The sequence below is a fragment of the Mycolicibacterium fluoranthenivorans genome, from assembly GCF_011758805.1.
GTDB lineage: Bacteria > Actinomycetota > Actinomycetes > Mycobacteriales > Mycobacteriaceae > Mycobacterium > Mycobacterium fluoranthenivorans.
In genome coordinates, this window is the sequence record NZ_JAANOW010000002.1 from 1,076,019 (window position 1) to 1,102,263 (window position 26,245).

A 26,245-nucleotide genomic window follows, 5' to 3' on the forward strand; every position below is an offset into this window, starting at 1 on the left:
AAGTGCCAGGTGGAGGCCACCATATCGTCGATCTCGACGCCGATGATTAATGAGTTTGCAATCAACTGCATAACAATGCAAAGATCGAGGCATGACTTCGGTAGCTGTCGCCGGTGCCAGCGGCTATGCGGGCGGGGAGATCCTGCGGCTGTTGCTGGGCCACCCCGCATACGCCGACGGGCGTCTGACCATCGGTGCTCTGACGGCGGCGGCGAGTGCAGGCAGCACCCTGGCCGAGCATCACCCGCATCTGCTGCCGCTGGCCGGGCGGGTGCTGGAGCCCACCGACGCCGCCGTGCTCGCCGGCCATGACGTGGTGTTCCTCGGACTGCCGCACGGACATTCGGCGGCGTTGGCCGAACAGCTCGGCGACACCGTGATCATCGACTGTGGTGCCGATTTCCGGCTCACCGACGCCGCCGACTGGGAGCGGTTCTACGGTTCCGCGCATGCCGGTACCTGGCCCTACGGCCTGCCCGAGCTGCCCGGTAACCGGGAATCGCTCAACGGGGCCACCCGGATCGCCGTGCCCGGCTGCTACCCGACGGCGGCGCTGTTGGCGCTGCTGCCCGCCGTCGCCGCGGACCTGGTGGATCCGAATGTCACCGTCGTGGCCGTGAGTGGCACGTCGGGAGCCGGCAAGGCCGCCAAGGTGGACCTGCTCGGCTCCGAGGTCATCGGGTCGGCGCGGGCCTACAACATCGCGGGCAAGCACCGGCACACCCCGGAGATCGCGCAGGGTCTGCGCAAGGTCACCGACAAGGACGTCACCGTGTCGTTCACCCCGGTGCTCATCCCCACGGCGCGCGGCATCCTGGCCACCTGCACCGCGCGCACCGCCGCGACTGCCGGTGAGATCCGTGCCGCCTATGAAAAGGCCTATGACGATGAACCTTTCATCCACCTGCTGCCGGAGGGGCAGCTGCCCAAGACCGGTTCGGTGATCGGCAGCAACGCCGCTCAGCTGGCCGTCGCGGTGGACGAAGACGCCAAAACCCTGGTGGCGATCTGCGCGATCGACAACCTGACCAAGGGCACCGGAGGTGCCGCCGTGCAATCGATGAACCTGGCCCTCGGCTGGCCCGAAACAGAAGGACTGTCCATCGTGGGAGTGGCACCGTGAGCGCCGAGGGCAAGAACGACGCGACCCGGGAAGGGAAACTCGTCCGTACTCAGGGCGTCACCGCCCCCGCGGGGTTCCGGGCCACCGGAATCTCGGCCGGTATCAAGGCATCCGGCGCGCTGGACTTGGCGCTGGTGTTCAACGAAGGTCCTGATCACGGCGCCGCGGGAGTGTTCACCCGCAACCAGATCAAGGCCGCGCCCGTGCAGTGGTCTCAACAGGTGCTCACCACCGGGCGGTTGCGCGCGGTCATTCTGAACTCCGGCGGCGCCAACGCCTGCACCGGCCCGCTGGGATTCCAGGACACCCACGCCACCGCGGAGGCGCTCGCCGCGGCGCTGTCCGACTGGGGGACCGAGACCGGCGCCATCGAGGTGGCGGTGTGCTCGACCGGCCTCATCGGCGACCGGCTGCCGATGGAGAAGGTGCTGGCCGGGGTCACCGAGATCGTGCACGAGATGGCCGGTGGACTCACCGGTGGCGAAGAGGCCGCGCGGGCCATCATGACGACCGACACCGTGCCCAAGCAGGTCGCGCTGCATCACCCCGGAGACTGGACCGTCGGCGGCATGGCCAAGGGTGCGGGCATGCTCGCCCCGTCGCTGGCCACCATGCTGGTGGTGATCACCACCGACGCGGTTGCCGACGCGAAATCGCTGGATACCGCGCTCCGGCGCGCCGCCGCAAGGACTTTCGACCGCCTCGACGTCGACGGTAGCTGCTCGACGAACGACACCGTGCTGCTGTTGGCCTCCGGCGCCAGCGAGATCGCGCCCAGCCAGGACGATCTCGACGACGCGGTGTTCGCCGTGTGCGACGATCTGTGCGCCCAGCTGCAGGCCGACGCCGAGGGTGTCACCAAGCGGGTCACCATCACGGTCCAGGGCGCCGCCGGCGAGGACGATGCGCTGGTGGCCGCCCGCGCGGTGGCCCGCGACAGTCTGGTCAAGACCGCGCTGTTCGGCTCGGATCCGAACTGGGGCCGGGTGCTGGCCGCCGTCGGCATTGCGCCGGTGAAGCTGGATCCGCAGCGGATCAGTGTGTCGTTCAACGGTTATCCGGTGTGCATCGACGGGGCCGGTGCCCCCGGTGCCCGCGAGGCCGATCTGTCCGGCGCGGATATCGAGGTCGTCATCGACCTCGCCGTGGGCACCGATACCGCGTCGGTCAGGACCACCGATCTGTCGCACGGGTACGTCGAAGAGAACTCGGCCTACTCGTCGTGAGTACCGGGACCACGTCCACCAGCACCAAAGCCCAGGTGTTGGCCGAAGCACTGCCGTGGCTCAAGCAGCTCAACGGCAAGATCGTCGTCGTCAAGTACGGCGGCAACGCCATGACCGACGACACCCTCAAGGCCGCCTTCGCCGCCGATATGGTCTTCCTGCGCAACTGCGGTGTGCACCCGGTCGTCGTGCACGGCGGGGGTCCGCAGATCAGCGCCATGCTCAAGAAGCTCGGTATCGACGGCGAGTTCAAGGGCGGATTCCGGGTCACCACACCGGAAGTGCTCGATGTGGCCCGGATGGTGCTGTTCGGTCAGGTCGGCCGCGAACTGGTCGGGCTGATCAACGCCCACGGCCCGTACGCCGTCGGGATCACCGGTGAGGATGCCCACCTGCTCACCGCGGTGCGGCGCAGCGTACTGGTCGACGGCGTGCCGACCGATATCGGACTGGTCGGTGACGTCGAGCAGGTCAACGCCGCGGCGGTGCTCGATCTGATTGCCGCCGGCCGGATTCCGGTGATCTCCACCATCGCACCGGACAAGGACGGTGTGGTGCACAACATCAACGCCGACACCGCAGCCGCCGCGGTCGCCGAAGCGCTGGGCGCCGAGAAGCTGCTCATGCTCACCGATGTCGAAGGCCTCTACACCGACTGGCCCGACCGCACCTCACTGGTCAGCGAGATCGACACCGCCACACTGACGCAACTGCTGCCGACCCTGGAGTCGGGCATGGTGCCCAAGATCGAGGCCTGCCTGCGCGCGGTCAGCAACGGCGTGCCGAGCGCCCACGTGATTGATGGCCGCGTCGAACATTGCGTGCTCGTAGAACTTTTCACCGACGAAGGGACCGGTACGAAGGTGGTCGGCTCATGAGCGACTTGGCGAATCAACTCAGTCTCCAAACCCGCTGGGAAGCGGTGATGATGAACAACTACGGCACCCCGCCGCTGGCACTGGCCAGCGGGGAGGGCGCGGTGGTCACCGACGTCGACGGCAAGTCCTACCTGGACCTGCTCGGCGGGATCGCGGTGAACCTGCTCGGCCATCGCCACCGGGCCGTCATCGACGCCGTCACCACGCAGCTCAACACGTTGGGCCACACCTCGAATCTGTATGCCACCGAGCCGGGAATCGCGCTCGCCGAGAAACTCGTCGACCACCTCGGCCATCCTGCGCGGGTGTTCTTCTGCAACTCGGGCACCGAGGCCAACGAGGTCGCCTTCAAGATCACCCGGCTGACCGGGCGGACGAATATCGTTGCCGCTGAAGGCGCTTTCCATGGCCGCACCATGGGCTCGCTGGCCTTGACCGGCCAGCCGGCCAAGCAGGCGCCGTTCGAGCCGCTGCCCGGAAATGTCACCCACGTGCCGTACGGCGATGCCGAGGCGCTCGCGCGGGCCGTGGATGACCGCACCGCGGCGGTGTTCCTCGAACCGATCATGGGGGAGGGCGGCGTTGTCGTTCCGCCGGCCGGCTACCTGGTCAAGGCGCGTGAGATCACCGCGAAACACGGTGCGCTGCTGGTGCTCGACGAGGTGCAGACAGGTGTCGGGCGTACCGGCGCCTTCTACGCGCATCAACACGACGGCATCACCCCCGACATCGTCACCCTGGCCAAGGGCCTGGGCGGCGGCCTGCCGATCGGTGCCTGCCTGGCCCTCGGTGCGACCGGCGACCTGCTCACCCCGGGCCTGCACGGCAGCACCTTCGGCGGTAACCCGGTGTGCACCGCGGCGGCCCTGGGTGTGCTCAAGGCCCTGGCCGACGAGGATCTCGTCGCCAAAGCCGGAGTGCTGGGTAAGACCATCAGCCACGGGATCGAAGAACTGGGCCATCCGCTCGTCGACCACGTCCGGGGCAAGGGCCTGCTGCAGGGCATCGTGCTCACCGCACCCAGCGCCAAGGGCGTCGAGGCAAGCGCACGCGACGCCGGCTTCCTGGTGAACGCCGCCGCACCCGATGTGATCCGGCTGGCCCCACCGCTGATCATCACCGAAGCGCAGATCGAACAGTTCCTCACTGCCCTGCCCGCGATACTGGACGCCTCATGACACTGCGACATTTCCTCCGCGATGACGACCTGAGCCCGGCCGAACAGGCCGAGGTGCTGGCCCTGGCCGCCGAACTCAAGAAGGCGCCGTTCAGCAAGCGCCCACTGGAGGGCCCCCGTGGGGTGGCCGTCATCTTCGAGAAGAACTCCACCCGCACCCGGTTCTCCTTCGAAATGGGGATCGCGCAACTGGGCGGACACGCCGTGGTGGTCGATGGGCGCAGCACCCAGCTGGGGCGCGAGGAAACCCTCGAGGACACCGGGGTGGTGCTGTCGCGCTATGTCGATGCCATCGTGTGGCGCACTTTTGCCCAGGAACGCCTGACCGCCATGGCGAGTGGTGCCTCCGTCCCGATTGTCAATGCGCTCTCCGACGAGTTCCATCCCTGCCAGGTGCTGGCCGATCTGCAGACGCTGGCCGAACGCAAGGGCGGGATATCCGCCCTCAAAGGGCTGAAGCTGACCTACTTCGGCGACGGCGCGAACAACATGGCACATTCGCTGATGCTGGGCGGTGTCACGGCCGGTATCAGCGTGACGATCGCCGCGCCCGCCGGTTTCGAACCGCATCCGCAGTTCGTCGACGCCGCCAGACGCCGCGCCGCCGAGACCGGGGCGACCGTCACCCTCAGCAGCGACCCGAAGGCCGCCGCCGAGGGGATCGACGTCCTGGTGACCGACACCTGGACGTCGATGGGTCAGGAGAACGACGGCCTGGACCGGGTACGCCCGTTCCGCCCGTTCCAGGTCAACAACGAGCTGGTCAAGCTCGCCGACCCGGATGCGGTGGTGCTGCATTGCCTTCCGGCGCACCGCGGACACGAGATCACCGACGAGGTGATCGACGGTCCGCAGAGCGCGGTGTTCGACGAGGCGGAGAACCGGCTGCACGCGCAGAAAGCGCTGCTGGTGTGGCTGTTGGAGCGTTCCTGACCATGAGCTCGCCGACCCGCGTCGGACGACAGGCCCGCATCGTCACGCTGCTGTCGTCGAATCCGATCAGTAGCCAGACCGAACTCGCGGCCTTGCTGGCCGAGGAGGGGATCGACGTCACCCAGGCCACCCTGTCGCGCGATCTGGAGGAGCTCGGCGCGGTGAAACTGCGCGGCGCCGACGGTGGGGTCGGCGTATACGTCGTGCCTGAGGACGGCAGCCCGGTGCGTGGGGTATCCGGTGGCACCGAGCGGGTGACGAAGCTGCTCGGCGAACTTCTGGTGTCCACCGACGCCAGCGCGAACATCGCCGTACTGCGCACACCGCCGGGCGCGGCGCACTACCTGGCCAGTGCCATCGACCGGGCGTCGTTGCCCCAGGTTGTCGGCACCATCGCCGGTGATGACACCATCTTCGTGATAGCGCGTGAGCCGATGACCGGCGCCGAGCTCGCGACCATGTTCCAAAACTTGAAATAGCAGTTCAGAGAAAAAAGGGAGATCAACGAATGTCCGAACGCGTCATCCTGGCGTATTCCGGCGGTCTGGACACCTCGGTCGCGATCAGCTGGATCGGCAAGGAGACCGGCCGTGAGGTCGTGGCCGTGGCCATCGACCTCGGCCAGGGCGGCGAAGACATGGACGTGGTCCGGCAGCGTGCCCTCGACTGCGGGGCCGTCGAGGCCGTCGTCGTCGACGCCCGCGACGAGTTCGCCGACGAGTACTGCCTGCCGACGATCCAGTCCAATGCGCTCTACATGGACCGCTACCCGCTGGTGTCGGCCATCAGCCGGCCGCTGATCGTCAAGCACCTGGTCGCCGCCGCCCGGGAGCACAAGGGCGGCACCGTCGCACACGGCTGCACCGGCAAGGGCAACGACCAGGTCCGGTTCGAGGTCGGCTTCGCCTCGCTGGCTCCTGACCTGCAGGTGCTGGCCCCGGTGCGTGACTACGCGTGGACCAGGGAAAAGGCCATCGCCTTCGCCGAGGAGAACGCCATCCCGATCAACGTCACCAAGCGGTCCCCGTTCTCGATCGACCAGAACGTGTGGGGCCGCGCGGTGGAGACCGGCTTCCTGGAGCACCTCTGGAACGCGCCGACCAAGGATGTCTACGACTACACCGAGGACCCGACGCTCAACTGGAGCACCCCCGACGAGGTGATCGTCGGCTTCGAGAAGGGTGTGCCGGTGTCCATCGACGGCCGCCCGGTCACCGTGTTGGAGGCCATCGTCGAGCTGAACCGGCGTGCCGGTGCCCAGGGTGTCGGCCGACTCGACGTGGTCGAGGATCGCCTCGTCGGCATCAAGAGTCGCGAGATCTATGAGGCGCCTGGCGCCATGGTCCTGATCACCGCGCACACCGAACTCGAGCACGTCACCCTGGAACGCGAACTGGGCCGCTACAAGCGCGGCACCGACCAGAAGTGGGGCGAGCTGGTCTACGACGGCCTCTGGTACTCGCCGCTCAAGCGGGCCCTGGAGTCGTTCGTCGCGCACACCCAGGAACATGTGACCGGCGAGATCCGGCTGGTGCTGCACGGCGGGCACATCGCCGTCAACGGCCGGCGCAGCCCCACCTCGCTGTACGACTTCAATCTGGCCACCTACGACGAGGGCGACAGCTTCGACCAGTCGTCGGCCAAGGGTTTCGTGCACGTGCACGGTCTGTCCAGCAAGATCTCGGCCAAGCGCGACCTCGGTCTGTAGATGAGCACCAACGAGGGGTCCTTATGGGGTGGCCGGTTCGCCGACGGCCCCTCGGAAGCCCTTGCCGCGCTGAGCAAGTCGACACACTTCGACTGGGTGCTCGCACCCTATGACGTGACCGCCTCCAAGGCGCACGCCCGGGTGCTGCACCGCGCCGGGCTGCTCACCGATGAGCAGCGCGACGGCCTGCTGGCCGGCCTGGACAGCCTCGGTGAAGACGTCGCGGACGGCAGCTTCGGTCCGCTGCCCACCGATGAGGATGTGCACGGCGCGCTGGAACGCGGCCTGATCGACCGGGTCGGTCCCGAACTCGGTGGCCGGCTGCGGGCCGGACGGTCGCGAAACGACCAGGTGGCCACGCTGTTCCGGATGTGGCTGCGCGACGCCATCAAGACCGTCGGTGACGGTGTGCTCGACGTGGCGGCCGCGCTGGCCACCCAGGCTGCCACGCACCCGACGGCGATCATGCCGGGCAAGACGCATCTGCAGTCCGCGCAGCCGGTGCTGCTGGCTCATCACCTGCTGGCGCACGCCCACCCCCTGCTGCGCGACGCCGACCGGCTCGTCGATCTGGACAAGCGGGCAGCGGTGTCCCCGTACGGTTCCGGGGCACTGGCGGGTTCGTCGCTGGGGCTCGATCCCGACGCGATCGCCGCGGAGCTCGGATTCGCCTCGGCGGCGGACAATTCGATCGACGCGACCGCATCCCGCGATTTCGCCGCCGAGGCGGCGTTCGTGTTCGCGATGATCGCGGTGGATCTGTCCCGGCTGTCCGAGGACATCATCCTCTGGAGCACAACGGAATTCGGTTATGCCAAGCTGCACGACTCCTGGTCGACGGGCAGCTCGATCATGCCGCAGAAGAAGAACCCCGATATCGCCGAGTTGGCCCGCGGCAAGTCCGGCCGCCTGATCGGCAACCTGACCGGCCTGCTGGCCACCCTGAAGGCGCAGCCGCTGGCCTACAACCGCGATCTGCAGGAAGACAAGGAGCCGGTGTTCGACTCGGTGGCGCAGCTGCAGCTGCTGCTGCCGGCGATGGCCGGACTGGTCGGCACCCTGACCTTCGACACCGACCGGATGGCGCAACTCGCTCCGCTGGGCTACACGCTGGCCACCGATATCGCCGAATGGATGGTGCGCCAGGGCATCCCGTTCCGCGTCGCACACGAGGCCGCCGGCGCGGCGGTCAAAGCGGCCGAGGCGCGCGGGGTGGGCCTGGAGGAACTCGCCGACGACGAACTCGCCGGCATCCATCCCGGGCTGACCGCGCAGGTGCGTGAGGTGCTGACCATCGCCGGCTCGGTCGACTCCCGCGATGCCCGCGGCGGTACCGCGCCCGTCCAGGTGGCCAAGCAACTGGGCGGGGTGCGTGACGCACTCGACCAGCTGAGGGTCCGGCTGCGCTAGGTATCATCGGCAGCCATGGAGCCCGGGGGGAGCACCGTGACCGTCATCGGGCGTGTCCGGCGGTGGCTTTCGGGCTGGGGTGTCACACAGTGGCGGCGGGCCGGGCTGATCGTGGTGCTCGCGGGCACCGCTGCGTTCGGTGGGCTGGACACGGTGAACAAGCAGGTCACCGAGCTCAAACCCGGCGAGCAGTTCAACACCGGCGAGTTCGAGATGACGGTGCAGCGCGCCACGCTGGTGAACGAGGTGCGGGCCGGTAACCGGCTGCTGTTCCCCGCGCAACCGGGTAGCCGCTATCTCGGTCTGGTGGTCACCGCCCACAACATCGGCACGCTGCCCGGCGTGGTGGACAAGCCGGTGCAACTGGTCGATCAGCCGCGGGCCAGAGTGCTGGCGCCGATGCGGGTGGCAGACGGCACGATCGCAGGGCGGCTCGGTCCCGGTCTCACCGACCAGATCGTGCTGCTGTGGCAGCTGCCGGAGACCGCGCTGTCGGTCGGCAGCCAGTTGCCCGTCCGGGTCTGGAAAGAAATGCGGAGGCTGAACGTGACCGCCGGGCAGGGCTGGATTCTGGGCAACGACTACGGTGAATTGACCGTCCCGGTCGGAGGCCGGCCGTGATGCGGGCGCTCTACGCCCTGGCCACCGCCGTGGTTGTGGCGGCCGCGGCGTGGATGTGGCACAACTTGCCGGCCCCTGACGACGTGTACGCCCCCTTCGACGTCGACGCCGGGATGGGACAACAGGCCACCGGCCGGACCCTCACGGCGCAGGTCACCGGCGTGCGCATCGGCCCACGGATCCGCAAGCAGCAGTATCGTCCGATCCTGGTCGACGCGGTGAGCACCTGGGTGGCGGTGGACGGCGAGGCGATGACGACCCGCACCGACGAGGTGCCGACCGTCCAGCTGCTCGTCGGGCCGAACACGTATGCGCTCACCCAGCGCCTCGGATTCATGCCGCTCGCCGGCTCGTTGGCTCCCGGTATCACCGTGCGCGGGTCGTGGGTCTTCGACGTGCCCGCCGAACTCGTGGCGCCGGGGCGCGGCGACATCACCGTGCGCGCGTGGACCGGCGACGGACGGCAGGACTCCCGGCTGGTCTTCACCATCGGTCTTGATGATTCGCGGGTGCAGCGCACCGACCTCATCCAAATCCCGCCGGGAACGCAGGTCGGCACATGACCGGCAGGCTCTGGCAGCGCAATCTCATCGGAACGGGTGTGGCAGCCGTAACGCTGACGGCGATCACCTGGTTCACCCTCCTGCCGGCATGGGGGGACTACGAGCGCACCGTGCGGCCGGCACACGTCGCCGCCGCGCATCAACCGATCGAGGTCGACGGGCTGACCTGGTCGGTCCGTAATGTCAGCAGGTCGACGACGCAGCTCGGGTCCGGCGCCCCCGTGCCCAGCGGCACCGTCCGGATGAATGTCGTCGTCGAACGGTCGGGATCGCCGGCCGACGGGATTCCTTGTACCGGTTATCTCGTCGACGGTGACCGGTCCTGGCGCGCCATCGCGGGGGCTCCGTGCGGGCCGGCGACGTCGATGGAGTGGAGTTTTCTGATTCCGGCGAGCGCCGAGCCGAAGGCGGTCGACCTCAGGAAACCGGATTTCTCGATTCTGCTTCGGCTTCGGCTGTAGGCCGTGCAGCTGTCGCCGCGGCGCTGCGGTCCAGACACCAGGCCAGCGTGGTCGCGATCAGACAGATCCGCAGCGGCTCGATGATCGAGTGCGAGATCAGCGCCAGCAGATCCCACGTGCCGTACCAGAATGTGATGTCGTGGGGGCCGAGCAGCCAGGCCATTCCGCGTAACAGGTATCCCGATCCCAGTTGTGCCCGGAAGAAGCTGCCCGACATGTCCAGCCAGGCCAGGCTCAGATAGGCCAGCACGTACAGCGACACCGCGAAGATACCGCCGGCGGCGATGACGTGGGCCGAGTCGGTGATGGGTTTGAACTTGCCGAGCTGTCCGGTGATCTGCTCGCGGACCTCGGTACGCACCTTGCCGGGAACGCGTTTCCACCCGCTGCTCAGCTGTGTCCGGGCGGTCTCCGAACGCTCGAGCCACCTGCCGATCCGGTCCCCGCCGACGCGCCGGGCGGCGGCGTGCCAGTCGGGCTTGACTGTGGCGCCGTAGACGATGCACGCGACGGCGAGCCAGATGAGCGGTACCGCCGCACCGCCGAATACGGTTCTCAGCGCCCACATCGCGCCGTCCCACGCCGCCTCCAGCGGGTGGAAGTGCGAGAACACACCTTCGCGGGTGTCGTTGAACCACACGATGATCCGTCGTTCGGACACCCATGCCGACGGATTGATCAGGAACGTCACGCCGTGACTCGCCGAGAAGGTGAGCACCAGGAACACCCACAGCGTGTCGAGATACACGCGTACGGGCAGCAGCCAGGCCGGCATCTTGTCCTTCAACCGGCCGAACAGGAATCGGGCTACCAGTGCGGCGACGATGATCACGATGGTGACCGTGCCTACCGGCAGCAGCTCCGGATGTAACTCGACCGGACCGCTCGACGGAGACATCGCGCCGAGCTTGTAATACAAGCCGCGATACTCGAAGGACAGCCAGTCCTCGCGGAACATCTGCCACGCCAGATAGATCGCGAAGAACGGCACGATGATGGTGGCGAACACGTCGATCTGACGGGACGGGCGCGGTGGCAGCGCAGCGAGTGCGGGGATGCCGCTGCGCAGCACCAGGAACATGCCCACATAGGAGCCGAGCCGCGCCATACCGGCCAGCGGCATGATGAGCGACGCCCAGAGGTCGTTGTCGTACCCGGCCCACGCCGCCCACTCGATGGCGGCGGTACGGCCGAGGTAGCCGAGCAGATAACAGGCCACCAGCTGTGGAAAGTGACGGACGAACAGCGTCACCGGCATCAGCAAGTAGCGCACCGGGTCATCGTAACCGGGGCACTGCGAGACTCAGCCCAGCATCTCGGTCAGCTCCAGCCATTTCTCCTCGAGTTCGGCGACCTCGGTCTCCAGGTCGCGAAGCTTGCCGCTAAGCCCCTGCAGCCCTTCGAAATCGCCTTGATCGTGTTCGGCAAGGCGCTGGTGAGCTGTGTCGATCTGTCCGGTCAGCTTCTCCAGCCTGCGTTCGATCGAGGCCACTTCCTTCTGCGCGGCCCGCAGATCGGCACCGGAGAGCCCTTCCTGGGCAACGGGTTTGGTCGGCGCGGGGCCGGTCTGGGCGGCATGCGAGGCGCGCAACCGGAGGTATTCGTCCACGCCGCCGGGCAGGTGCCGCAACCGGCCACCGAGGATCCCGTACTGCTGATCGGTGACCCGTTCCAGGAAGTACCGGTCGTGGCTGACGACGATCAGCGTGCCGGGCCAGGAGTCCAGCAGGTCCTCCATCGCGGCCAGCATGTCGGTGTCCAGGTCGTTGGTCGGCTCGTCGAGGATCAGCACGTTGGGCTGCTCCAACAGGATGAGCAGAAACTGCAGCCGGCGCTGCTGGCCGCCGGAGAGGTCCTTGATCGGGGTGGACAGTTGGGCGCTGGCGAAGCCGAGGCGTTCCAGCAGTTGGCTGGGCGTGAGTTCCTGGGCCTTGGAGCCCGATCCGAAGGTGTAGGTGCTGGCCAGCTGGGTCAGCACCACCCGGACCGGGTCGTCGAGGTGTCCGGCCAGCTTGTCCACACCCTGGGTCAGCGTCGCGACCTTCACCGTCTTACCGCGCTTCACCCGGCCCTCGGTCGGCTGCACCGAACCGTCGACCAGGCCGAGCAGCGTCGACTTACCCGCTCCGTTGACGCCGAGGATGCCGGTGCGCTCACCCGGCGCGATGAGCCATTCGACGCCGTGCAGCACCTCGCGCCCGTTGTAGCTCACCGACGCATCGAGCAGGTCGATCACCTGTTTGCCCAGTCGCGTCACGGCAAGCGACTGCAGCGCCACTTTGTCGCGGATCTCCGGGACATCGGCGATCAGGGCGTTGGCGGCGTCGATCCGGAATTTCGGTTTCGACGTGCGCGCCGGTGCGCCACGGCGCAGCCAGGCCAGCTCCTTGCGGGCCAGGTTCTGCCGCCGCTCCTCGATGGTGGCGGCTTGGCGGTCCCGCTCGACCCGCTGGAGGATGTAGGCCGCGTAGCCGCCGTCGAACGGCTCCACGATCCGGTCGTGCACCTCCCACGTCACCGTGCACACTTCGTCGAGGAACCAGCGGTCGTGGGTGACCACCAGGAGTCCGCCGGCGTTGGGGCTCCAGCGCCGTTTCAGGTGCTCGGCCAGCCAGGTGATGCCCTCCACGTCGAGATGGTTGGTCGGCTCGTCGAGTGCCAGGACGTCGTCATCGCCGGCCAGCAGCCTGGCCAGCGCCACCCGGCGGCGTTGCCCGCCGGACAGGGTGCCCAGCACCGCGTGCCAGTCCAGGTCGCTGAGCAGGCCGGCGATCACATCCCGCCCGCGCGGATCGCCCGCCCATTCGTGCTCGGGCGTATCGCCGACCACCGCGTGCCCGACGGTGTCGGTGGGGTCCAGCGTGTCGGCCTGGTCGAGGACGCCGATGCGCACGCCGCCGCGCACCGTGACCCGGCCGCCGTCCGGCTTCACCCGGCCGGCCAGCATGGCCAGCAAGCTGGATTTGCCGTCGCCGTTTCGGCCGACGATTCCGATCCGGTCGCCCTCGTTCACGCCGAGGGAGACGGAGTCGAAGACGACCTTGGTCGGGTATTCGAGGTGGAGGGCTTCTGCCCCGAGAAGATGCGCCATGTCCCCCTAAGGCTAGGCGGACCTCGCGACGTCCATTCACCGACCATATTCGCGGTGGCCGGCAGCTGTTGCTGTGCCATGATGTCGGGGCAATCGGGGGATTGGACTCGTGATACGTAGGGGAGCGGGCGTTGGTCGATTTCTCGTTGATCACCGGACCGGTCGGCCGTTTTCTGGCCACCGCCCAGAACGGGATCGAGGTGCTCCGCTACGGCGGCTTGGAGACCGGCGCGGTGCCGTCGCCGTACCAGATCGTCGAGAGCGTCCCGATGTACAAGCTGCGCCGTTATTTTCCGCCGGACAGCCGTCCGGGTGCGGCGGCGCCCGGTGCGCCGGTGCTCATGGTGCACCCGATGATGATGTCGGCCGATATGTGGGACGTGACCCGCGCCGACGGCGCCGCAGGGATCCTGCACGCCTCGGGACTCGATCCCTGGGTCATCGACTTCGGGTCACCCGACCAGGTCGAGGGCGGGATGCAGCGCAACCTCGCCGACCACGTGGTGGCGCTGAGCGAGGCCGTCGACACCGTCAAACGAGTGACCGGGCACGACGTCCATCTGATCGGCTACTCCCAGGGCGGGATGTTCTGCTACCAGACCGCGGCCTACCGCCGCGCCAAGGACCTGGCGAGCATCATCACCTTCGGTTCGCCGGTGGACACCCTGGCCGCGCTGCCGATGGGTATCCCCCCGAACATGGGGGCGGTGGCGGCGAACTTCATGGCCGACCACGTCTTCTCCCGTATCGACATTCCAGGGTGGTTGGCGCGCACCGGTTTCCAGATGCTGGATCCGCTGAAGACCGCGCAGGCCCGGCTGGACTTCCTGCGCCAGTTGCATGACCGTGAGGCGCTGTTACCGCGGGAACAGCAGCGACGCTTCTTGGACTCCGAGGGCTGGATCGCCTGGTCGGGACCGGCGATCTCCGAACTGCTCAAGCAGTTCATCGCGCACAACCGGATGATGTCCGGTGGGTTCTCCGTGCGTGGGGATCTGGTGACCCTTGCCGATATCGACTGCCCGATCCTCGCGGTGGTCGGTGAGGTCGACGATATCGGCCAGCCGGCCTCGGTACGCGGTATCAAGCGCGCCGCGCCCAAGGCCGATGTGTACGAATATCTGATCAGGACTGGACATTTCGGTCTCGTCGTAGGTTCCAAGGCGGCCGTTCAGTCGTGGCCGACGGTCGCCGCGTGGGTCAAATGGCGCGGCGGCGCCGGGGCGCTGCCCGACGGTGTGGTGCCGATGGCGGTCCGGTCGGAGACCGCGGCGACGGACAGTGGTGTCCCGTTCGCCTCCCGGGTGGCCGCAGGTACCGCGGCGGCGACCGAGGTGGCGTTCGGCCTGGCCCGCACCGCCGCGGATGCCGTTGTGGCAGCGCAGAAATCGGCACGCACGCTGGCCGTCGAGACCGCACGCACGCTGCCCAGGCTGGCGCGTCTGGGGCAGGTGAACGACCACACCCGGATCTCGCTGGGCCGGATCATGTCCGAACAGGCCATGAACAATCCCGACGGCGAGTTCCTGTTGTTCGACGGCCGCGTGCACACCTACGAAGCGGTGGACCGTCGCGTCAACAACGTGGTGCGCGGCCTGATCGGGGTCGGTATCCGGCAGGGTGTGCGGGTCGGCTTGCTGATGGACACCCGCCCCAGCGCGTTGGTCGCCATCGCCGCGCTGTCCCGGCTCGGTGCGGTGGCCGTGCTGATCCCACCGGATGCCGACCTGCACGAGGTGGTGCGCCTGGGCGGGATCGCCGATGTGCTCGCTGACCCGGGCAACCTCGAGGTGGCCCGCGGGCTGGGCATCCGGGTGCTGGTCCTCGGCGGCGGTGAATCGCGTGACCTGAATCTGCAGGGGGACGCGGACGTCACCGATATGGAGAAGATCGATCCCGATCAAGTCGAGCTGCCGGGGTGGTATCGACCCAACCCCGGATTCGCCCGCGACCTGGCCTTTGTGGCGTTCGCCAGCGCCGGCGGCGAATTGGTGCCCCGTCAGATCACCAACTTCCGGTGGGCGTTGTCGGCGTTCGGCACGGCCTCGGCGGCCAATCTGGGCAACCGCGACACCGTGTACTGCCTGACCCCGTTGCATCACCAGTCGGGGCTGCTGGTCAGCCTGGGCGGCGCCGTGGTGGGCGGGGCGCGTATCGCCCTGTCCCGGGGGCTGACACCCGACCGGTTCCTGCACGAGATCCGTCAGTACGGCGTGACGGTGGTGTCCTACACCTGGGCGATGCTGGGTGAGGTCATCGATGATCCGTCGTTCGTGCTGTCCGGTAATCACCCGGTGCGGCTGTTCATCGGATCCGGCATGCCGACGGGTCTCTGGCGGCGGGTGGTCGAGGTCTTCGATCCGGCGCATGTGGTGGAGTTCTTCGCCACCACCGACGGGCAGGCCGTGCTGGCCAATGTGTCGGGCGTCAAGTACGGCAGCAAGGGCAGGCCGCTGCCGGGCGGTGGCCGGGTGCAACTGGCCGCCTATGACGCCGATGACGACATCATCCTGGAGGACGAGCACGGGTTCGTGCGGCTGGCGCAGGTCAACGAGGTGGGTGTGCTGCTCGCGCAACCACGTGGCCCGGTCGACCCGACCGCTCCGGTCAAGCGGGGTGTCTTCGCGCCGGCGGACACCTGGGTGTCCACCGAATCGCTGTTCCGCCGCGACGAGGACGGTGACTACTGGCTGGTCGACAACCGCAGCGCGGTCATCCGCACCGAACGCGGACCCGTGTTCACCGCTGCGGTCAACGACGCCGTCAGCCGCGTCGGCGCGGTCGACCTGTCGGTCACCTACAGCCTGGAGTCTGCCGGCCGCATCCTTGCAGTGACGGCGGTGACGTTGCGTCCCGGCGGCAGCGTGCCGAGCGCGGAGGTGTCCGAGGCGCTGGCGGCGTTGCCCGTCGGTGTGGGCCCGGACATCGTGTACGTGACGCCGGACCTGACCCTCAGTGCGTCCTATCGTCCGCTGGTCGGCCCGCTGCGTGCGGCGGGGATCCCGAAGGCGTCGCGTAACAGTTGGTATTTCGACGCCGATACGAGTCAGTACAAGCGTCTGACGGCGGCGGTGCGTGCTGAGCTTGGGGACTTGTGACGGCGGGTCAGGGACGGAGCGACCCGGCGTGACCACGAGCCCCGTGCCCGGTAGCGGCGGCGCTGTTAGGCTCCCCGTGACGTCGAAACGCAGTGGAGGATCAATGGCACCGGAAGTTTCACGGCCGAACGGTTGGCGCCGCGCCATCGCAGGCATCGCCGTGGCCACCGGCCTGATGGCCGCCTTCGGATCCGGTGTCGCCAGCGCCGACGTCCTCGACGACATCGCCGCGGAGTACGACACCGGGGCGGGCGGCGGCCAGGTCTCCAACCTCATCCACGATGCGCTCAAGCTTCGGGCCCTGGGGTTCATGCCGTCGCGGGGTAACTATGCAGACCTCAAGGACGGCCTGGACCGGCGGCCGAATCAGACGCCGCTGATCAGCGCGTTGAAGGCCACGGTCGATTTCCAGCGCAAGACACAGGCCCGCACCCAGGCGCCGTCGAACCCGACCACCATCGGCATCAACACCTACGATCCGACCAACAGCGGCATTCTGGGTGGCTTCAGCATCAGTGGCCCGCCGCTGGGCGGCGGATAGCGACGTCGTGCTCGACTCCAGACTTCTGAGCATCCTGGTCTGCCCCGAGGATCACGGCCCGCTGCTGTACGTCGCCGGCGAAGGCCTGTACAACCCCAGGTTGCGCCGCGTGTACCCGATCGTCGATGACATCCCCGTGCTGCTGATCGATGAGGCCGTTGCGGTGACCGAGGACGCCGAGCACGACCGTCTGGTCAGCTCAGGCTCGGCAGTTCCCCAGTGAGGTAGCGCTGCAGATTCGGTGCGATCGTCTTGGCGATCGACTCGGGTGACAGCGACGCGAACGGCTCCAACTCCAGGATGTAGCGTGCGACCACCACTCCCACCAGCTGGGAGGCCACGAACTGCACACGGACGGCGCCGGAGCCGGGCGGGTCGTCCACCCGGGAGCCGATCTCGACGGTGATCACTTCCTGCAGGAACGAGCGCACCAGGCTGACGTCGGCACCACCGAGCAGTGACCGCAGGGTGGCGATGAAGCCCTTGCCGATCTCGGAATCCCACAGCGGCAACAGCAGCGTCGGCAGCACCAGGCCGATCTCGTCGACCGGCGTTTCGCGCAGCGGGCCGATCACCTGCATCGGGTCGATCGGAATGTGGATGGCCGCGGCGAACAATTGCTGCTTGGTGCCGTAGTAGTGGTGCACCAGCGCGCCGTCCACCCCGGCGGCGGTCGCGATGGACCGGATCGATGTCTTGTCGAATCCGTTGCGGGAGAACAGTTCGCGGGCGTGCTCCAGGATCCGCTCGCGGGTATCCGACGCACCGGGCGGTCGTCCGGGGCGTTTTCGCTCGGTGTGGTCTGTCACGGAGTCCTTCGTCGCAGGGTCGCCGCAGCCAACGCGAGCGAGACGACCGCGAAACCGATGACCACCGTGATATCGCGGAGCGCGATCGCCGTGGGTTCGCTGTACGCGCCGACCTGCTGCAGTGCTTCCAGAGCGTAGCTGGCGGGCAGCGTGTTGCTGACCCACTGCAGCCACTCGGGCAACGCCGCCCTGGGGACAACGATGCCGCACAGCAGCAGCTGCGGCGCGATCACCACCGGCATGAATTGCACCGCCTGGAATTCGGTGCGGGCGAATGCGCTGCACAGCAGTCCCAGGCCCACGCCGAGGACCGCGTTGACGATGGCGATGAAGAAGACCAGCGCCGGGCTGCCCGCGGTGTCGAAGCCCAGCAGCCAGAACGCGACGACACAGGCCAGGGTGGCCTGGATGGCCGCCGCGATGGAGAACGCCGTCCCGTAGGCGGCGAGCAGGTCGAACCGGCGTAGTGGGGTGGTCAGGATCCGCTCGAGCGTGCCGGACACCCGTTCGCGTTGCATGGTGATCGAGGTGATCAGGAACATCACGATCAGGGGAAAGACGCCGAGCATGATCAGGCAGGCGTTGTTGAACGGCGACGGCGTGCCCGCGCGGTGGGAACCGCCCGCGACATTGTCGAACATGAAGTACATCAACGTGATGACCAAGGTGGGCACCAGGACGATCATCGCCACGCTGCGGTGATCGCCGGCCAGTTGGCGCAGGATCCTGCCGGTGGTGGCCAGGTAGGCCTGTGGGCTCAGCTTGTGACGGCTGCGGTGGTGTGCCGGATGACGGACAGGAACGCTTCCTCCAGTGACGAACATCCTGTGTCCTCTCGCAATCGGGTGGGCGTGGTGTGGGCGAGGAGGCGGCCTTCGCGCATGAGCAGTAGGTCGCCGCAGTGGTCGGCTTCGTCCATGACGTGGCTGGACACCAGCAGCGTGGTTCCGGCCCGGGCCAGGTGGTCGAACTGTTCCCACAGGTCGACCCGCAGCACCGGGTCCAAGCCGACGGTGGGCTCATCCAGCACCAGGAGGTCCGGGCGTGACACCAATGCACAAGCCAGTGAAACCCGCGTGCGCTGACCGCCGGACAGGCTGTCGCACAAGGCTGTTCGGTGATCGGTCAGGCCCACCGCGGCGATGGCGTCCTCGGCTGCCTGCGCGTCGCAACCGTAGAGGGCGGCGAAATAGCGGGCATTGTCGATCACCCGCAGGTCGCGGTAGATGGTGGCGTCCTGGGTGACATAGCCGACGCGGCGGCGCAGGTCGGCGGAGCCGGCGGGCCGGCCGAGCACCGTGACAGTGCCCGAGGCGACGATCTGGGTCCCGACGACGGCCCGCATCAGGGTGGTCTTCCCGCAGCCCGACGGTCCTAGCAGGCCGGTGATGGTGCCTCGGGCGATCTGCACGGACAGGTCGACGATCGCGGGTCGGCCGCCGCGGACGACCTGCAGATTCTCGACGGAGATCGCGGGCTCCGCACGGTCGCGAATTAATTCATCATTCGATGAAGTCATCATGTGATGAATAGTGCGCCCGAGGTGTGGGGCTGTCAAGGGGCCGGGCACAATCTGAGGGCATGGGGCGATCGGAGCGACGGGGGAGCCTGGATGCGCTGGCAGTCGACCCGGTGACCGCCGCGCGGTCGCTTCTGGGCGCCGAACTCGAGAGCCGTGGTGTGCTGGCGACGATCGTCGAGGTGGAGGCCTACGGTGGCCCGCTGGGGCAGCCGTGGCCCGATGCGGCGGCGCATTCCTACGGAGGGCCGCGCCCGCGCAATGCGGTGATGTTCGGTCCGGCCGGACGGATGTACACCTACCGCAGTTACGGGATCCATGTGTGCGCCAATGTCGTATGTGGCACCGAGGGTTTCGCCGCCGCCGTGCTGCTGCGGTCTGCGGTGATCACCGGGGGTGAGGAGGTGGCGCGTAGTCGCCGGGGTCTGGCCGTCCCCACAGCAGCGCTCGCGCGCGGCCCCGGAAATCTGTGTTCAGCCTTGGGAATTCTCATGGCGGACAACGGAATCGACCTCGACGATGACGCAGGTGAGGTTCGGATCAGGCTCAAGCCGCCCACCGGCGGTGTCAACGGGGTCGCCGGCCCGAGGGTGGGGGTGAGCACCGCCGCCGATCGGCCGTGGCGATTCTGGCTGCCCGGCCATCCCGAGGTGTCGGCCTACCGGCGCAGCCCGCGGGCTCCGGCGCCGGGCGGTAGCGACTGAGCGCCGCGGTAGGCAAAGATCGACAGCGTGAGTACGGGAATCCTCGAAGAACTGGAATGGCGCGGGCTGATCGCGCAGTCGACCGATCGGGACGCGCTGGCATCGGATCTTGCCGCCGGTCCCATGACGGTCTATTCGGGATTCGACCCGACCGCACCCAGCCTGCATGCCGGGCATCTGGTGCCGCTGCTGACCCTGCGCCGCTTCCAACAGGCCGGACATCGACCGATCGTGCTGGCCGGCGGGGCGACGGGCATGATCGGCGATCCGCGTGAGACCGGTGAGCGGACGCTGAACACCGCCGATACCGTGGCCGACTGGGCGGACCGGATCCGCGGTCAACTGGAGCGATTCGTGGAGTTCGACGATTCGCCGACCGGTGCCATCGTGGAGAACAACCTGTCCTGGACCGGGCAGCTGTCGGCCGTCGAGTTTCTGCGCGATATCGGTAAGTACTTCTCGGTCAACGTGATGCTCGACCGGGACACCGTGCGGCGCCGGCTTGAGGGCGACGGTATCTCCTACACGGAGTTCAGCTACATGTTGTTGCAGGCCAATGACTACGTCGAGCTGCACCAACGGCACGGCTGCGCGTTGCAGATCGGCGGTTCCGACCAGTGGGGGAACATCGTGGCCGGGGCGCGGCTGGTCCGGCAGAAGTCCGGCGCGACGGTGCACGCGATGACGACACCCCTGGTCACGGACTCCGAGGGCAAGAAGTTCGGCAAGTCGACCGGCGGCGGCAACGTGTGGCTCGACCCCGAGCTGACATCGCCGTACGCCTGGTACCAGTACTTCGTGAACACCGGTGATGCCGATGTCCTCGGCTACCTGCGCTGGTTCACCTTCCTGGACGCCGAGGAGCTGGGGGAGCTTCGCGAGGCGACCGAAGAGCGGCCGCACGAACGCGCCGCGCAGCGCCGGCTCGCGCGCGAACTCACCACCTTGGTGCACGGACAGGCGGCCACCGATGGGGTGGAGCTCGCCAGTCAGGCGCTGTTCGGCCGCGCGGAGATCGCTGACCTGGATGAATCCACGCTTACGGCGGCGTTGACGGAAGCCGCCAACGGGGAGGTCACCGAGTTGGCGCCGGGTGATCCGGACGCCATCACCGACCTGTTGGTGGCGACCGGCTTGTCCAAGAGTCGTGGGGAAGCCAAGCGGGCAGTCGCCGAGGGTGGGGTGTACGTCAATAACGCGCGCGTGGAAAACGGCGAATGGATACCACAAGCGACGGACTTTCTGCGAGACCGTTGGTTGGTGTTGCGGCGTGGCAAGCGCCACATTGCGGGGGTGCGTCGGGTCACCGGCTCTGACCAGCGAAAATAGGTCTCTGACCTGGCGATTTGACTCGCTGTTAGCCCTGCCGTAACTTATTCCAGGTCAGAGCGAAACGGCCAAGGCCGGAGAGCGAAGACCAAATCCGAGAGAAGTTCCCTTAAAGGGGAGTTACTCACTGCCCGCAGGACGGACCGCGGCTTTTAGCCGCGGGATTGCTGTGCGAGCAGAATCGGGCGTGTTGTTTGAGAACTCAATAGTGTGTTTGGTGGTTTTTGTTTGTTGTTTTTTGGCCACTCATTTTGGGGGGATTCCCGTCTTCCTGAGTTTGGTGGGTGGCTGTTTTTTTTGGATGCCAGTTTTGGTGTCTTTTGTTAGTGATCGGATTTTTCTGATTCGAATTCTGCCTGCGCCTTTTGGGTGTGGGGGTTTTTGTTTGGAGAGTTTGATTCTGGCTCAGGACGAACGCTGGCGGCGTGCTTAACACATGCAAGTCGAACGGAAAGGCCCTTCGGGGTGCTCGAGTGGCGAACGGGTGAGTAACACGTGGGTGATCTGCCCTGCACTTTGGGATAAGCCTGGGAAACTGGGTCTAATACCGAATATGACCGCATTCTTCATGGGGTGTGGTGGAAAGCTTTTGCGGTGTGGGATGGGCCCGCGGCCTATCAGCTTGTTGGTGGGGTAATGGCCTACCAAGGCGACGACGGGTAGCCGGCCTGAGAGGGTGACCGGCCACACTGGGACTGAGATACGGCCCAGACTCCTACGGGAGGCAGCAGTGGGGAATATTGCACAATGGGCGCAAGCCTGATGCAGCGACGCCGCGTGAGGGATGACGGCCTTCGGGTTGTAAACCTCTTTCAGCACAGACGAAGCGCAAGTGACGGTATGTGCAGAAGAAGGACCGGCCAACTACGTGCCAGCAGCCGCGGTAATACGTAGGGTCCGAGCGTTGTCCGGAATTACTGGGCGTAAAGAGCTCGTAGGTGGTTTGTCGCGTTGTTCGTGAAAACTCACAGCTTAACTGTGGGCGTGCGGGCGATACGGGCAGACTTGAGTACTGCAGGGGAGACTGGAATTCCTGGTGTAGCGGTGGAATGCGCAGATATCAGGAGGAACACCGGTGGCGAAGGCGGGTCTCTGGGCAGTAACTGACGCTGAGGAGCGAAAGCGTGGGGAGCGAACAGGATTAGATACCCTGGTAGTCCACGCCGTAAACGGTGGGTACTAGGTGTGGGTTTCCTTCCTTGGGATCCGTGCCGTAGCTAACGCATTAAGTACCCCGCCTGGGGAGTACGGCCGCAAGGCTAAAACTCAAAGAAATTGACGGGGGCCCGCACAAGCGGCGGAGCATGTGGATTAATTCGATGCAACGCGAAGAACCTTACCTGGGTTTGACATGCACAGGACGCCAGTAGAGATATTGGTTCCCTTGTGGCCTGTGTGCAGGTGGTGCATGGCTGTCGTCAGCTCGTGTCGTGAGATGTTGGGTTAAGTCCCGCAACGAGCGCAACCCTTGTCCTATGTTGCCAGCGGGTTATGCCGGGGACTCGTAGGAGACTGCCGGGGTCAACTCGGAGGAAGGTGGGGATGACGTCAAGTCATCATGCCCCTTATGTCCAGGGCTTCACACATGCTACAATGGCCGGTACAAAGGGCTGCGATGCCGTGAGGTGGAGCGAATCCTTGTAAAGCCGGTCTCAGTTCGGATCGGGGTCTGCAACTCGACCCCGTGAAGTCGGAGTCGCTAGTAATCGCAGATCAGCAACGCTGCGGTGAATACGTTCCCGGGCCTTGTACACACCGCCCGTCACGTCATGAAAGTCGGTAACACCCGAAGCCGGTGGCCTAACCCTTGTGGAGGGAGCCGTCGAAGGTGGGATCGGCGATTGGGACGAAGTCGTAACAAGGTAGCCGTACCGGAAGGTGCGGCTGGATCACCTCCTTTCTAAGGAGCACCACGAGACCTGGCCGGCCCCGTAGATTGCGGGATCAGCCGATTGTCAGGCGATTCGTTGGATGGCCTTTCGCCTGTAGTGGGTGGGGGTCTGGTGCGACAACAAACTTGTAAAACTGCCAGACACACTATTGGGCTTTGAGACAACAGGCCCTGCGATGCCCGTGCCTTTGTGGTGGGGGTTGTCGGCCTTCGACCCGTTGGGGTTGGTGGTGTTTGTTGTTGCCCTGCTTTGGTGGTGGGGTGTGGTGTTTGATTTGTGGATAGTGGTTGCGAGCATCTTGCACGCAGAATTGTTGGGCTGCTGGCCTTTGGGTTGGTGGTCTGGTGTTTTGTGTGTTGTGATGTGCAATTTCTTTTTTCTTTATTCTGGTTTTTTTGTGTTGTAAGTGTTTAAGGGCGCATGGTGGATGCCTTGGCATTGGGAGCCGATGAAGGACGTGGGAGGCTGCGTTATGCCTCGGGGAGCTGCCAACCGAGCGTGGATCCGAGGATGTCCGAATGGGGAAACCCAGCACGAGTGATGTCGTGTTACCCACACCTGAATATATAGGGTGTGGGGGGGAACGCGGGGAAGTGAAACATCTCAGTACCCGTAGGAAGAGAAAACAAAAGTGATTCCGTGAGTAGTGGCGAGCGAAAGCGGAGGATGGCTAAACCGTATGCATGTGATACCCGGCGGGGGTTGTGTGTGCGGGGTTGTGGGGCGTTTCTTCTCTCATCCGCCGATGAGGGCAACAGTGATAAAGGTGTGTGTTAGCGGAAGTGGTCTTGGGATGGCCTGCCGTAGACGGTGAGAGCCCGGTACGCGAAAATGTGCACCCTGTTGTGGAACTGTCCCCGAGTAGCAGCGGGCCCGTGAAATCTGCTGTGAATCTGCCGGGACCATCCGGTAAGCCTGAATACTTCCCAATGACCGATAGCGGATTAGTACCGTGAGGGAATGGTGAAAAGTACCCCGGGAGGGGAGTGAAATAGTACCTGAAACCGTGTGCCTACAATCCGTCAGAGCCCTCGACTTGTCGTGGGGTGATGGCGTGCCTTTTGAAGAATGAGCCTGCGAGTCAGGGACATGTCGCGAGGTTAACCCGTGTGGGGTAGCCGCAGCGAAAGCGAGTCTGAATAGGGCGTATCCAATCCGTAGGGGTTGGTGTAGTGGTGTGTTCTGGACCCGAAGCGGAGTGATCTACCCATGGCCAGGGTGAAGCGCGGGTAAGACCGCGTGGAGGCCCGAACCCACTTAGGTTGAAGACTGAGGGGATGAGTTGTGGGTAGGGGTGAAAGGCCAATCAAACTCCGTGATAGCTGGTTCTCCCCGAAATGCATTTAGGTGCAGCGTTGCGTGTTTCTTGCCGGAGGTAGAGCTACTGGATGGCCGATGGGCCTCACAAGGTTACTGACGTCAGCCAAACTCCGAATGCCGGTAAGTGTAAGCGTGGCAGTGAGACGGCGGGGGATAAGCTCCGTGCGTCGAGAGGGAAACAGCCCAGATCGCCGACTAAGGCCCCTAAGCGTGTGCTAAGTGGAAAAGGATGTGCAGTCGCGAAGACAACCAGGAGGTTGGCTTAGAAGCAGCCACCCTTGAAAGAGTGCGTAATAGCTCACTGGTCAAGTGATTGTGCGCCGATAATGTAGCGGGGCTCAAGCACACCGCCGAAGTCGCGGCATTCAACTTTGTTGGATGGGTAGGGGAGCGTCCTGCACCCAGTGAAGCAGCCTGGTAATGGAGCTGTGGAGGGTGTGGGAGTGAGAATGCAGGCATGAGTAGCGATAAGGCAAGTGAGAACCTTGCCCGCCGAAAGACCAAGGGTTCCTGGGGCAGGCCAGTCCGCCCAGGGTGAGTCGGGACCTAAGGCGAGGCCGACAGGCGTAGTCGATGGACAACGGGTTGATATTCCCGTACCCGTGTGTGCGCGCCCATGATGAATCAGAGGTACTAACCGCCCAAAACTGTCGTTACTGATCACCTTCGGGTGTGAGGATTGGCAGGGCTGCGCGGGACCTTCTCTGGTAGTAGTCAAGCGATGGGGTGACGCAGGAAGGTAGCCGTACCAGTCAGTGGTAATACTGGGGCAAGCCGGTAGGGAGAGGCCTAGGTAAATCCGGGTCTCATTAATCCTGAGAGGTGATGCATAGCCGATTGAGGCGAATTCGGTGATCCTATGCTGCCGAGAAAAGCCTCTAGCGAGCTCACACACGGCCCGTACCCCAAACCAACACAGGTGGTCAGGTAGAGAATACTAAGGCGTACGAGTGAACTATGGTTAAGGAACTCGGCAAAATGCCCCCGTAACTTCGGGAGAAGGGGGACCTCCTACTGTCATGGTCTTTACGGCCGGCAGCGGTGGGGGGTGGCACAAACCAGTGAGAAGCGACTGTTTACTAAAAACACAGGTCCGTGCGAAGTCGCAAGACGATGTATACGGACTGACGCCTGCCCGGTGCTGGAAGGTTAAGAGGACCCGTTAACTCGTAAGGGTGAAGCGGAGAATTTAAGCCCCAGTAAACGGCGGTGGTAACTATAACCATCCTAAGGTAGCGAAATTCCTTGTCGGGTAAGTTCCGACCTGCACGAATGGCGTAACGACTTCTCAACTGTCTCAACCATAGACTCGGCGAAATTGCACTACGAGTAAAGATGCTCGTTACGCGCGGCAGGACGAAAAGACCCCGGGACCTTCACTACAACTTGGTATTGGTGCTCGGTTCGGTTTGTGTAGGATAGGTGGGAGACTGTGAAGCATGCACGCCAGTGTGTGTGGAGTCATTGTTGAAATACCACTCTGACCGTATTGGGCCTCTAACCTCGAACCGTATATCCGGTTCAGGAAACAGTGCCTGGTGGGTAGTTTAACTGGGGCGGTTGCCTCCTAAAATGTAACGGAGGCGCCCAAAGGTTCCCTCAACCTGGATGGCAATCAGGTGTTGAGTGTAAGTGCACAAGGGAGCTTGACTGCGAGACGGACATGTCGAGCAGGGACGAAAGTCGGGACTAGTGATCCGGCACCTCTGAATGGAAGGGGTGTCGCTCAACAGATAAAAGGTACCCCGGGGATAACAGGCTGATCTTCCCCAAGAGTCCATATCGACGGGATGGTTTGGCACCTCGATGTCGGCTCGTCGCATCCTGGGGCTGGAGCAGGTC

General features: G+C 65.5%; 21 protein-coding genes and 2 rRNA genes. 18 read left to right on the plus strand and 5 right to left on the minus strand.

The window, feature by feature from the left end; all coding sequences use genetic code 11:
- Window positions 1-91: 91 nt before the first annotated feature.
- From argC to FHU31_RS23175, 11 genes are read left to right on the plus strand one after another with little or no spacing between them, the layout of a single operon-like run.
- Window positions 92-1,123, plus strand: coding sequence for an N-acetyl-gamma-glutamyl-phosphate reductase (argC, locus tag FHU31_RS23125; RefSeq protein ID WP_167162783.1), 1,032 nt, complete (start codon window positions 92-94; stop codon window positions 1,121-1,123).
- Complete coding sequence (gene argJ, locus FHU31_RS23130) at window positions 1,120-2,349, plus strand: bifunctional glutamate N-acetyltransferase/amino-acid acetyltransferase ArgJ (protein ID WP_167162785.1); 1,230 nt, start codon at window positions 1,120-1,122, stop codon at window positions 2,347-2,349. Before argC ends, argJ begins: the two co-directional genes overlap by 4 nt.
- Window positions 2,346-3,227, plus strand: a complete 882-nt coding sequence (gene argB, locus FHU31_RS23135; protein WP_167162787.1) for an acetylglutamate kinase — start codon at window positions 2,346-2,348, stop codon at window positions 3,225-3,227. Before argJ ends, argB begins: the two co-directional genes overlap by 4 nt.
- Complete coding sequence (locus FHU31_RS23140) at window positions 3,224-4,405, plus strand: acetylornithine transaminase (protein WP_167162789.1); 1,182 nt, start codon at window positions 3,224-3,226, stop codon at window positions 4,403-4,405. Before argB ends, FHU31_RS23140 begins: the two co-directional genes overlap by 4 nt.
- Entirely contained in the window at window positions 4,402-5,337 is a 936-nt protein-coding gene (gene argF, locus FHU31_RS23145) for an ornithine carbamoyltransferase (RefSeq protein ID WP_167162792.1), read from the plus strand. The genes FHU31_RS23140 and argF overlap by 4 nt, the downstream gene beginning before the upstream one ends.
- Before the next feature lie 2 nt (window positions 5,338-5,339).
- A complete protein-coding gene (locus FHU31_RS23150; protein ID WP_167162794.1) occupies window positions 5,340-5,816 on the plus strand; it encodes an arginine repressor in 477 nt (158 codons plus the stop codon).
- A gap of 29 nt (window positions 5,817-5,845) precedes the next feature.
- Window positions 5,846-7,045: an argininosuccinate synthase gene (locus FHU31_RS23155; RefSeq protein WP_167162796.1), complete on the plus strand. Its 1,200-nt coding sequence runs from the start codon at window positions 5,846-5,848 to the stop codon at window positions 7,043-7,045.
- Window positions 7,046-8,455, plus strand: coding sequence for an argininosuccinate lyase (gene argH / locus FHU31_RS23160; RefSeq protein WP_167162797.1), 1,410 nt, complete (start codon window positions 7,046-7,048; stop codon window positions 8,453-8,455).
- Between the two features lie 15 nt (window positions 8,456-8,470).
- A complete protein-coding gene (locus FHU31_RS23165; RefSeq protein WP_167162799.1) occupies window positions 8,471-9,076 on the plus strand; it encodes a hypothetical protein in 606 nt (201 codons plus the stop codon).
- Window positions 9,073-9,639 (plus strand): hypothetical protein, encoded by a 567-nt coding sequence (locus FHU31_RS23170; RefSeq protein WP_167162801.1) that lies wholly within the window; start codon window positions 9,073-9,075, stop codon window positions 9,637-9,639. Before FHU31_RS23165 ends, FHU31_RS23170 begins: the two co-directional genes overlap by 4 nt.
- The gene (locus tag FHU31_RS23175) at window positions 9,636-10,100 is read left to right on the plus strand and encodes a hypothetical protein (RefSeq protein WP_167162803.1); all 465 of its coding nucleotides are present in this window, start codon (window positions 9,636-9,638) and stop codon (window positions 10,098-10,100) included. The genes FHU31_RS23170 and FHU31_RS23175 overlap by 4 nt, the downstream gene beginning before the upstream one ends.
- Here the strand turns inward: FHU31_RS23175 and FHU31_RS23180 are convergent.
- Window positions 10,057-11,373: a hypothetical protein gene (locus FHU31_RS23180; protein ID WP_208411150.1), complete on the minus strand. Its 1,317-nt coding sequence runs from the start codon at window positions 11,371-11,373 to the stop codon at window positions 10,057-10,059. The two genes, FHU31_RS23175 and FHU31_RS23180, sit on opposite strands and share 44 nt — an antisense overlap.
- A gap of 30 nt (window positions 11,374-11,403) precedes the next feature.
- Entirely contained in the window at window positions 11,404-13,191 is a 1,788-nt protein-coding gene (locus FHU31_RS23185; protein ID WP_167162805.1) for an ABC-F family ATP-binding cassette domain-containing protein, read from the minus strand.
- Window positions 13,192-13,322: 131 nt separating this feature from the next.
- On the opposite strand from FHU31_RS23185, the gene FHU31_RS23190 reads away from it, so the two are divergent.
- The 3 genes from FHU31_RS23190 (at window position 13,323) to FHU31_RS23200 (ending at window position 17,053) form a co-directional block, all read left to right on the plus strand.
- The gene (locus FHU31_RS23190) at window positions 13,323-16,289 is read left to right on the plus strand and encodes an acyl-CoA synthetase (RefSeq protein ID WP_167162807.1); all 2,967 of its coding nucleotides are present in this window, start codon (window positions 13,323-13,325) and stop codon (window positions 16,287-16,289) included.
- A 103-nt stretch (window positions 16,290-16,392) separates the two neighbouring features.
- Complete coding sequence (locus FHU31_RS23195) at window positions 16,393-16,830, plus strand: hypothetical protein (RefSeq protein ID WP_167162809.1); 438 nt, start codon at window positions 16,393-16,395, stop codon at window positions 16,828-16,830.
- Between the two features lie 7 nt (window positions 16,831-16,837).
- On the plus strand, window positions 16,838-17,053 hold the full coding sequence (locus FHU31_RS23200) for a Trm112 family protein (RefSeq protein WP_167162811.1): 216 nt from the start codon (window positions 16,838-16,840) through the stop codon (window positions 17,051-17,053).
- Here FHU31_RS23200 and FHU31_RS23205 read toward each other — a convergent pair.
- From FHU31_RS23205 to FHU31_RS23215, 3 genes are read right to left on the minus strand one after another with little or no spacing between them, the layout of a single operon-like run.
- Window positions 17,025-17,639, minus strand: coding sequence for a TetR/AcrR family transcriptional regulator (locus tag FHU31_RS23205; RefSeq protein WP_167162813.1), 615 nt, complete (start codon window positions 17,637-17,639; stop codon window positions 17,025-17,027). The genes FHU31_RS23200 and FHU31_RS23205 overlap by 29 nt on opposite strands.
- The gene (locus tag FHU31_RS23210) at window positions 17,636-18,463 is read right to left on the minus strand and encodes an ABC transporter permease (protein WP_167162815.1); all 828 of its coding nucleotides are present in this window, start codon (window positions 18,461-18,463) and stop codon (window positions 17,636-17,638) included. Before FHU31_RS23210 ends, FHU31_RS23205 begins: the two co-directional genes overlap by 4 nt.
- Window positions 18,397-19,161 carry an ABC transporter ATP-binding protein gene (locus FHU31_RS23215; RefSeq protein WP_167162817.1) on the minus strand — a complete coding sequence of 255 codons (765 nt, stop codon included), beginning with the start codon at window positions 19,159-19,161 and terminating at the stop codon, window positions 18,397-18,399. The genes FHU31_RS23210 and FHU31_RS23215 overlap by 67 nt, the downstream gene beginning before the upstream one ends.
- Window positions 19,162-19,220: 59 nt before the next feature.
- Between FHU31_RS23215 and FHU31_RS23220 the strand changes: the two genes are divergently transcribed.
- The 4 genes from FHU31_RS23220 to FHU31_RS23235 all read left to right on the plus strand — a co-directional run.
- Window positions 19,221-19,862 (plus strand): DNA-3-methyladenine glycosylase, encoded by a 642-nt coding sequence (locus FHU31_RS23220; RefSeq protein ID WP_167162819.1) that lies wholly within the window; start codon window positions 19,221-19,223, stop codon window positions 19,860-19,862.
- Between the two features lie 27 nt (window positions 19,863-19,889).
- The gene (gene tyrS, locus FHU31_RS23225) at window positions 19,890-21,191 is read left to right on the plus strand and encodes a tyrosine--tRNA ligase (protein WP_263988242.1); all 1,302 of its coding nucleotides are present in this window, start codon (window positions 19,890-19,892) and stop codon (window positions 21,189-21,191) included.
- A gap of 382 nt (window positions 21,192-21,573) precedes the next feature.
- Window positions 21,574-23,091 (plus strand): 16S ribosomal RNA (locus tag FHU31_RS23230).
- Window positions 23,092-23,483: 392 nt separating this feature from the next.
- Window positions 23,484-26,245, plus strand: a 23S ribosomal RNA gene (locus FHU31_RS23235); the annotation flags it as partial.

What these genes read in the sequence shown, in the direction of transcription:
- argC (WP_167162783.1), top strand. Translation starts at nt 92, where the DNA reads ATGACTTCGGTAGCTGTCGCCGGTGCCAGCGGCTATGCGGGCGGGGAG.
- FHU31_RS23140 (WP_167162789.1), top strand. Translation starts at nt 3,224, where the DNA reads ATGAGCGACTTGGCGAATCAACTCAGTCTCCAAACCCGCTGGGAAGCG.
- argF (WP_167162792.1), top strand. Translation starts at nt 4,402, where the DNA reads ATGACACTGCGACATTTCCTCCGCGATGACGACCTGAGCCCGGCCGAA.
- FHU31_RS23150 (WP_167162794.1), top strand. Translation starts at nt 5,340, where the DNA reads ATGAGCTCGCCGACCCGCGTCGGACGACAGGCCCGCATCGTCACGCTG.
- FHU31_RS23155 (WP_167162796.1), top strand. Translation starts at nt 5,846, where the DNA reads ATGTCCGAACGCGTCATCCTGGCGTATTCCGGCGGTCTGGACACCTCG.
- argH (WP_167162797.1), top strand. Translation starts at nt 7,046, where the DNA reads ATGAGCACCAACGAGGGGTCCTTATGGGGTGGCCGGTTCGCCGACGGC.
- FHU31_RS23165 (WP_167162799.1), top strand. Translation starts at nt 8,471, where the DNA reads ATGGAGCCCGGGGGGAGCACCGTGACCGTCATCGGGCGTGTCCGGCGG.
- FHU31_RS23175 (WP_167162803.1), top strand. Translation starts at nt 9,636, where the DNA reads ATGACCGGCAGGCTCTGGCAGCGCAATCTCATCGGAACGGGTGTGGCA.
- FHU31_RS23185 (WP_167162805.1), bottom strand. Translation starts at nt 13,191, where the DNA reads ATGGCGCATCTTCTCGGGGCAGAAGCCCTCCACCTCGAATACCCGACC.
- FHU31_RS23195 (WP_167162809.1), top strand. Translation starts at nt 16,393, where the DNA reads ATGGCACCGGAAGTTTCACGGCCGAACGGTTGGCGCCGCGCCATCGCA.
- FHU31_RS23210 (WP_167162815.1), bottom strand. Translation starts at nt 18,463, where the DNA reads ATGTTCGTCACTGGAGGAAGCGTTCCTGTCCGTCATCCGGCACACCAC.
- FHU31_RS23215 (WP_167162817.1), bottom strand. Translation starts at nt 19,161, where the DNA reads ATGATGACTTCATCGAATGATGAATTAATTCGCGACCGTGCGGAGCCC.
- FHU31_RS23220 (WP_167162819.1), top strand. Translation starts at nt 19,221, where the DNA reads ATGGGGCGATCGGAGCGACGGGGGAGCCTGGATGCGCTGGCAGTCGAC.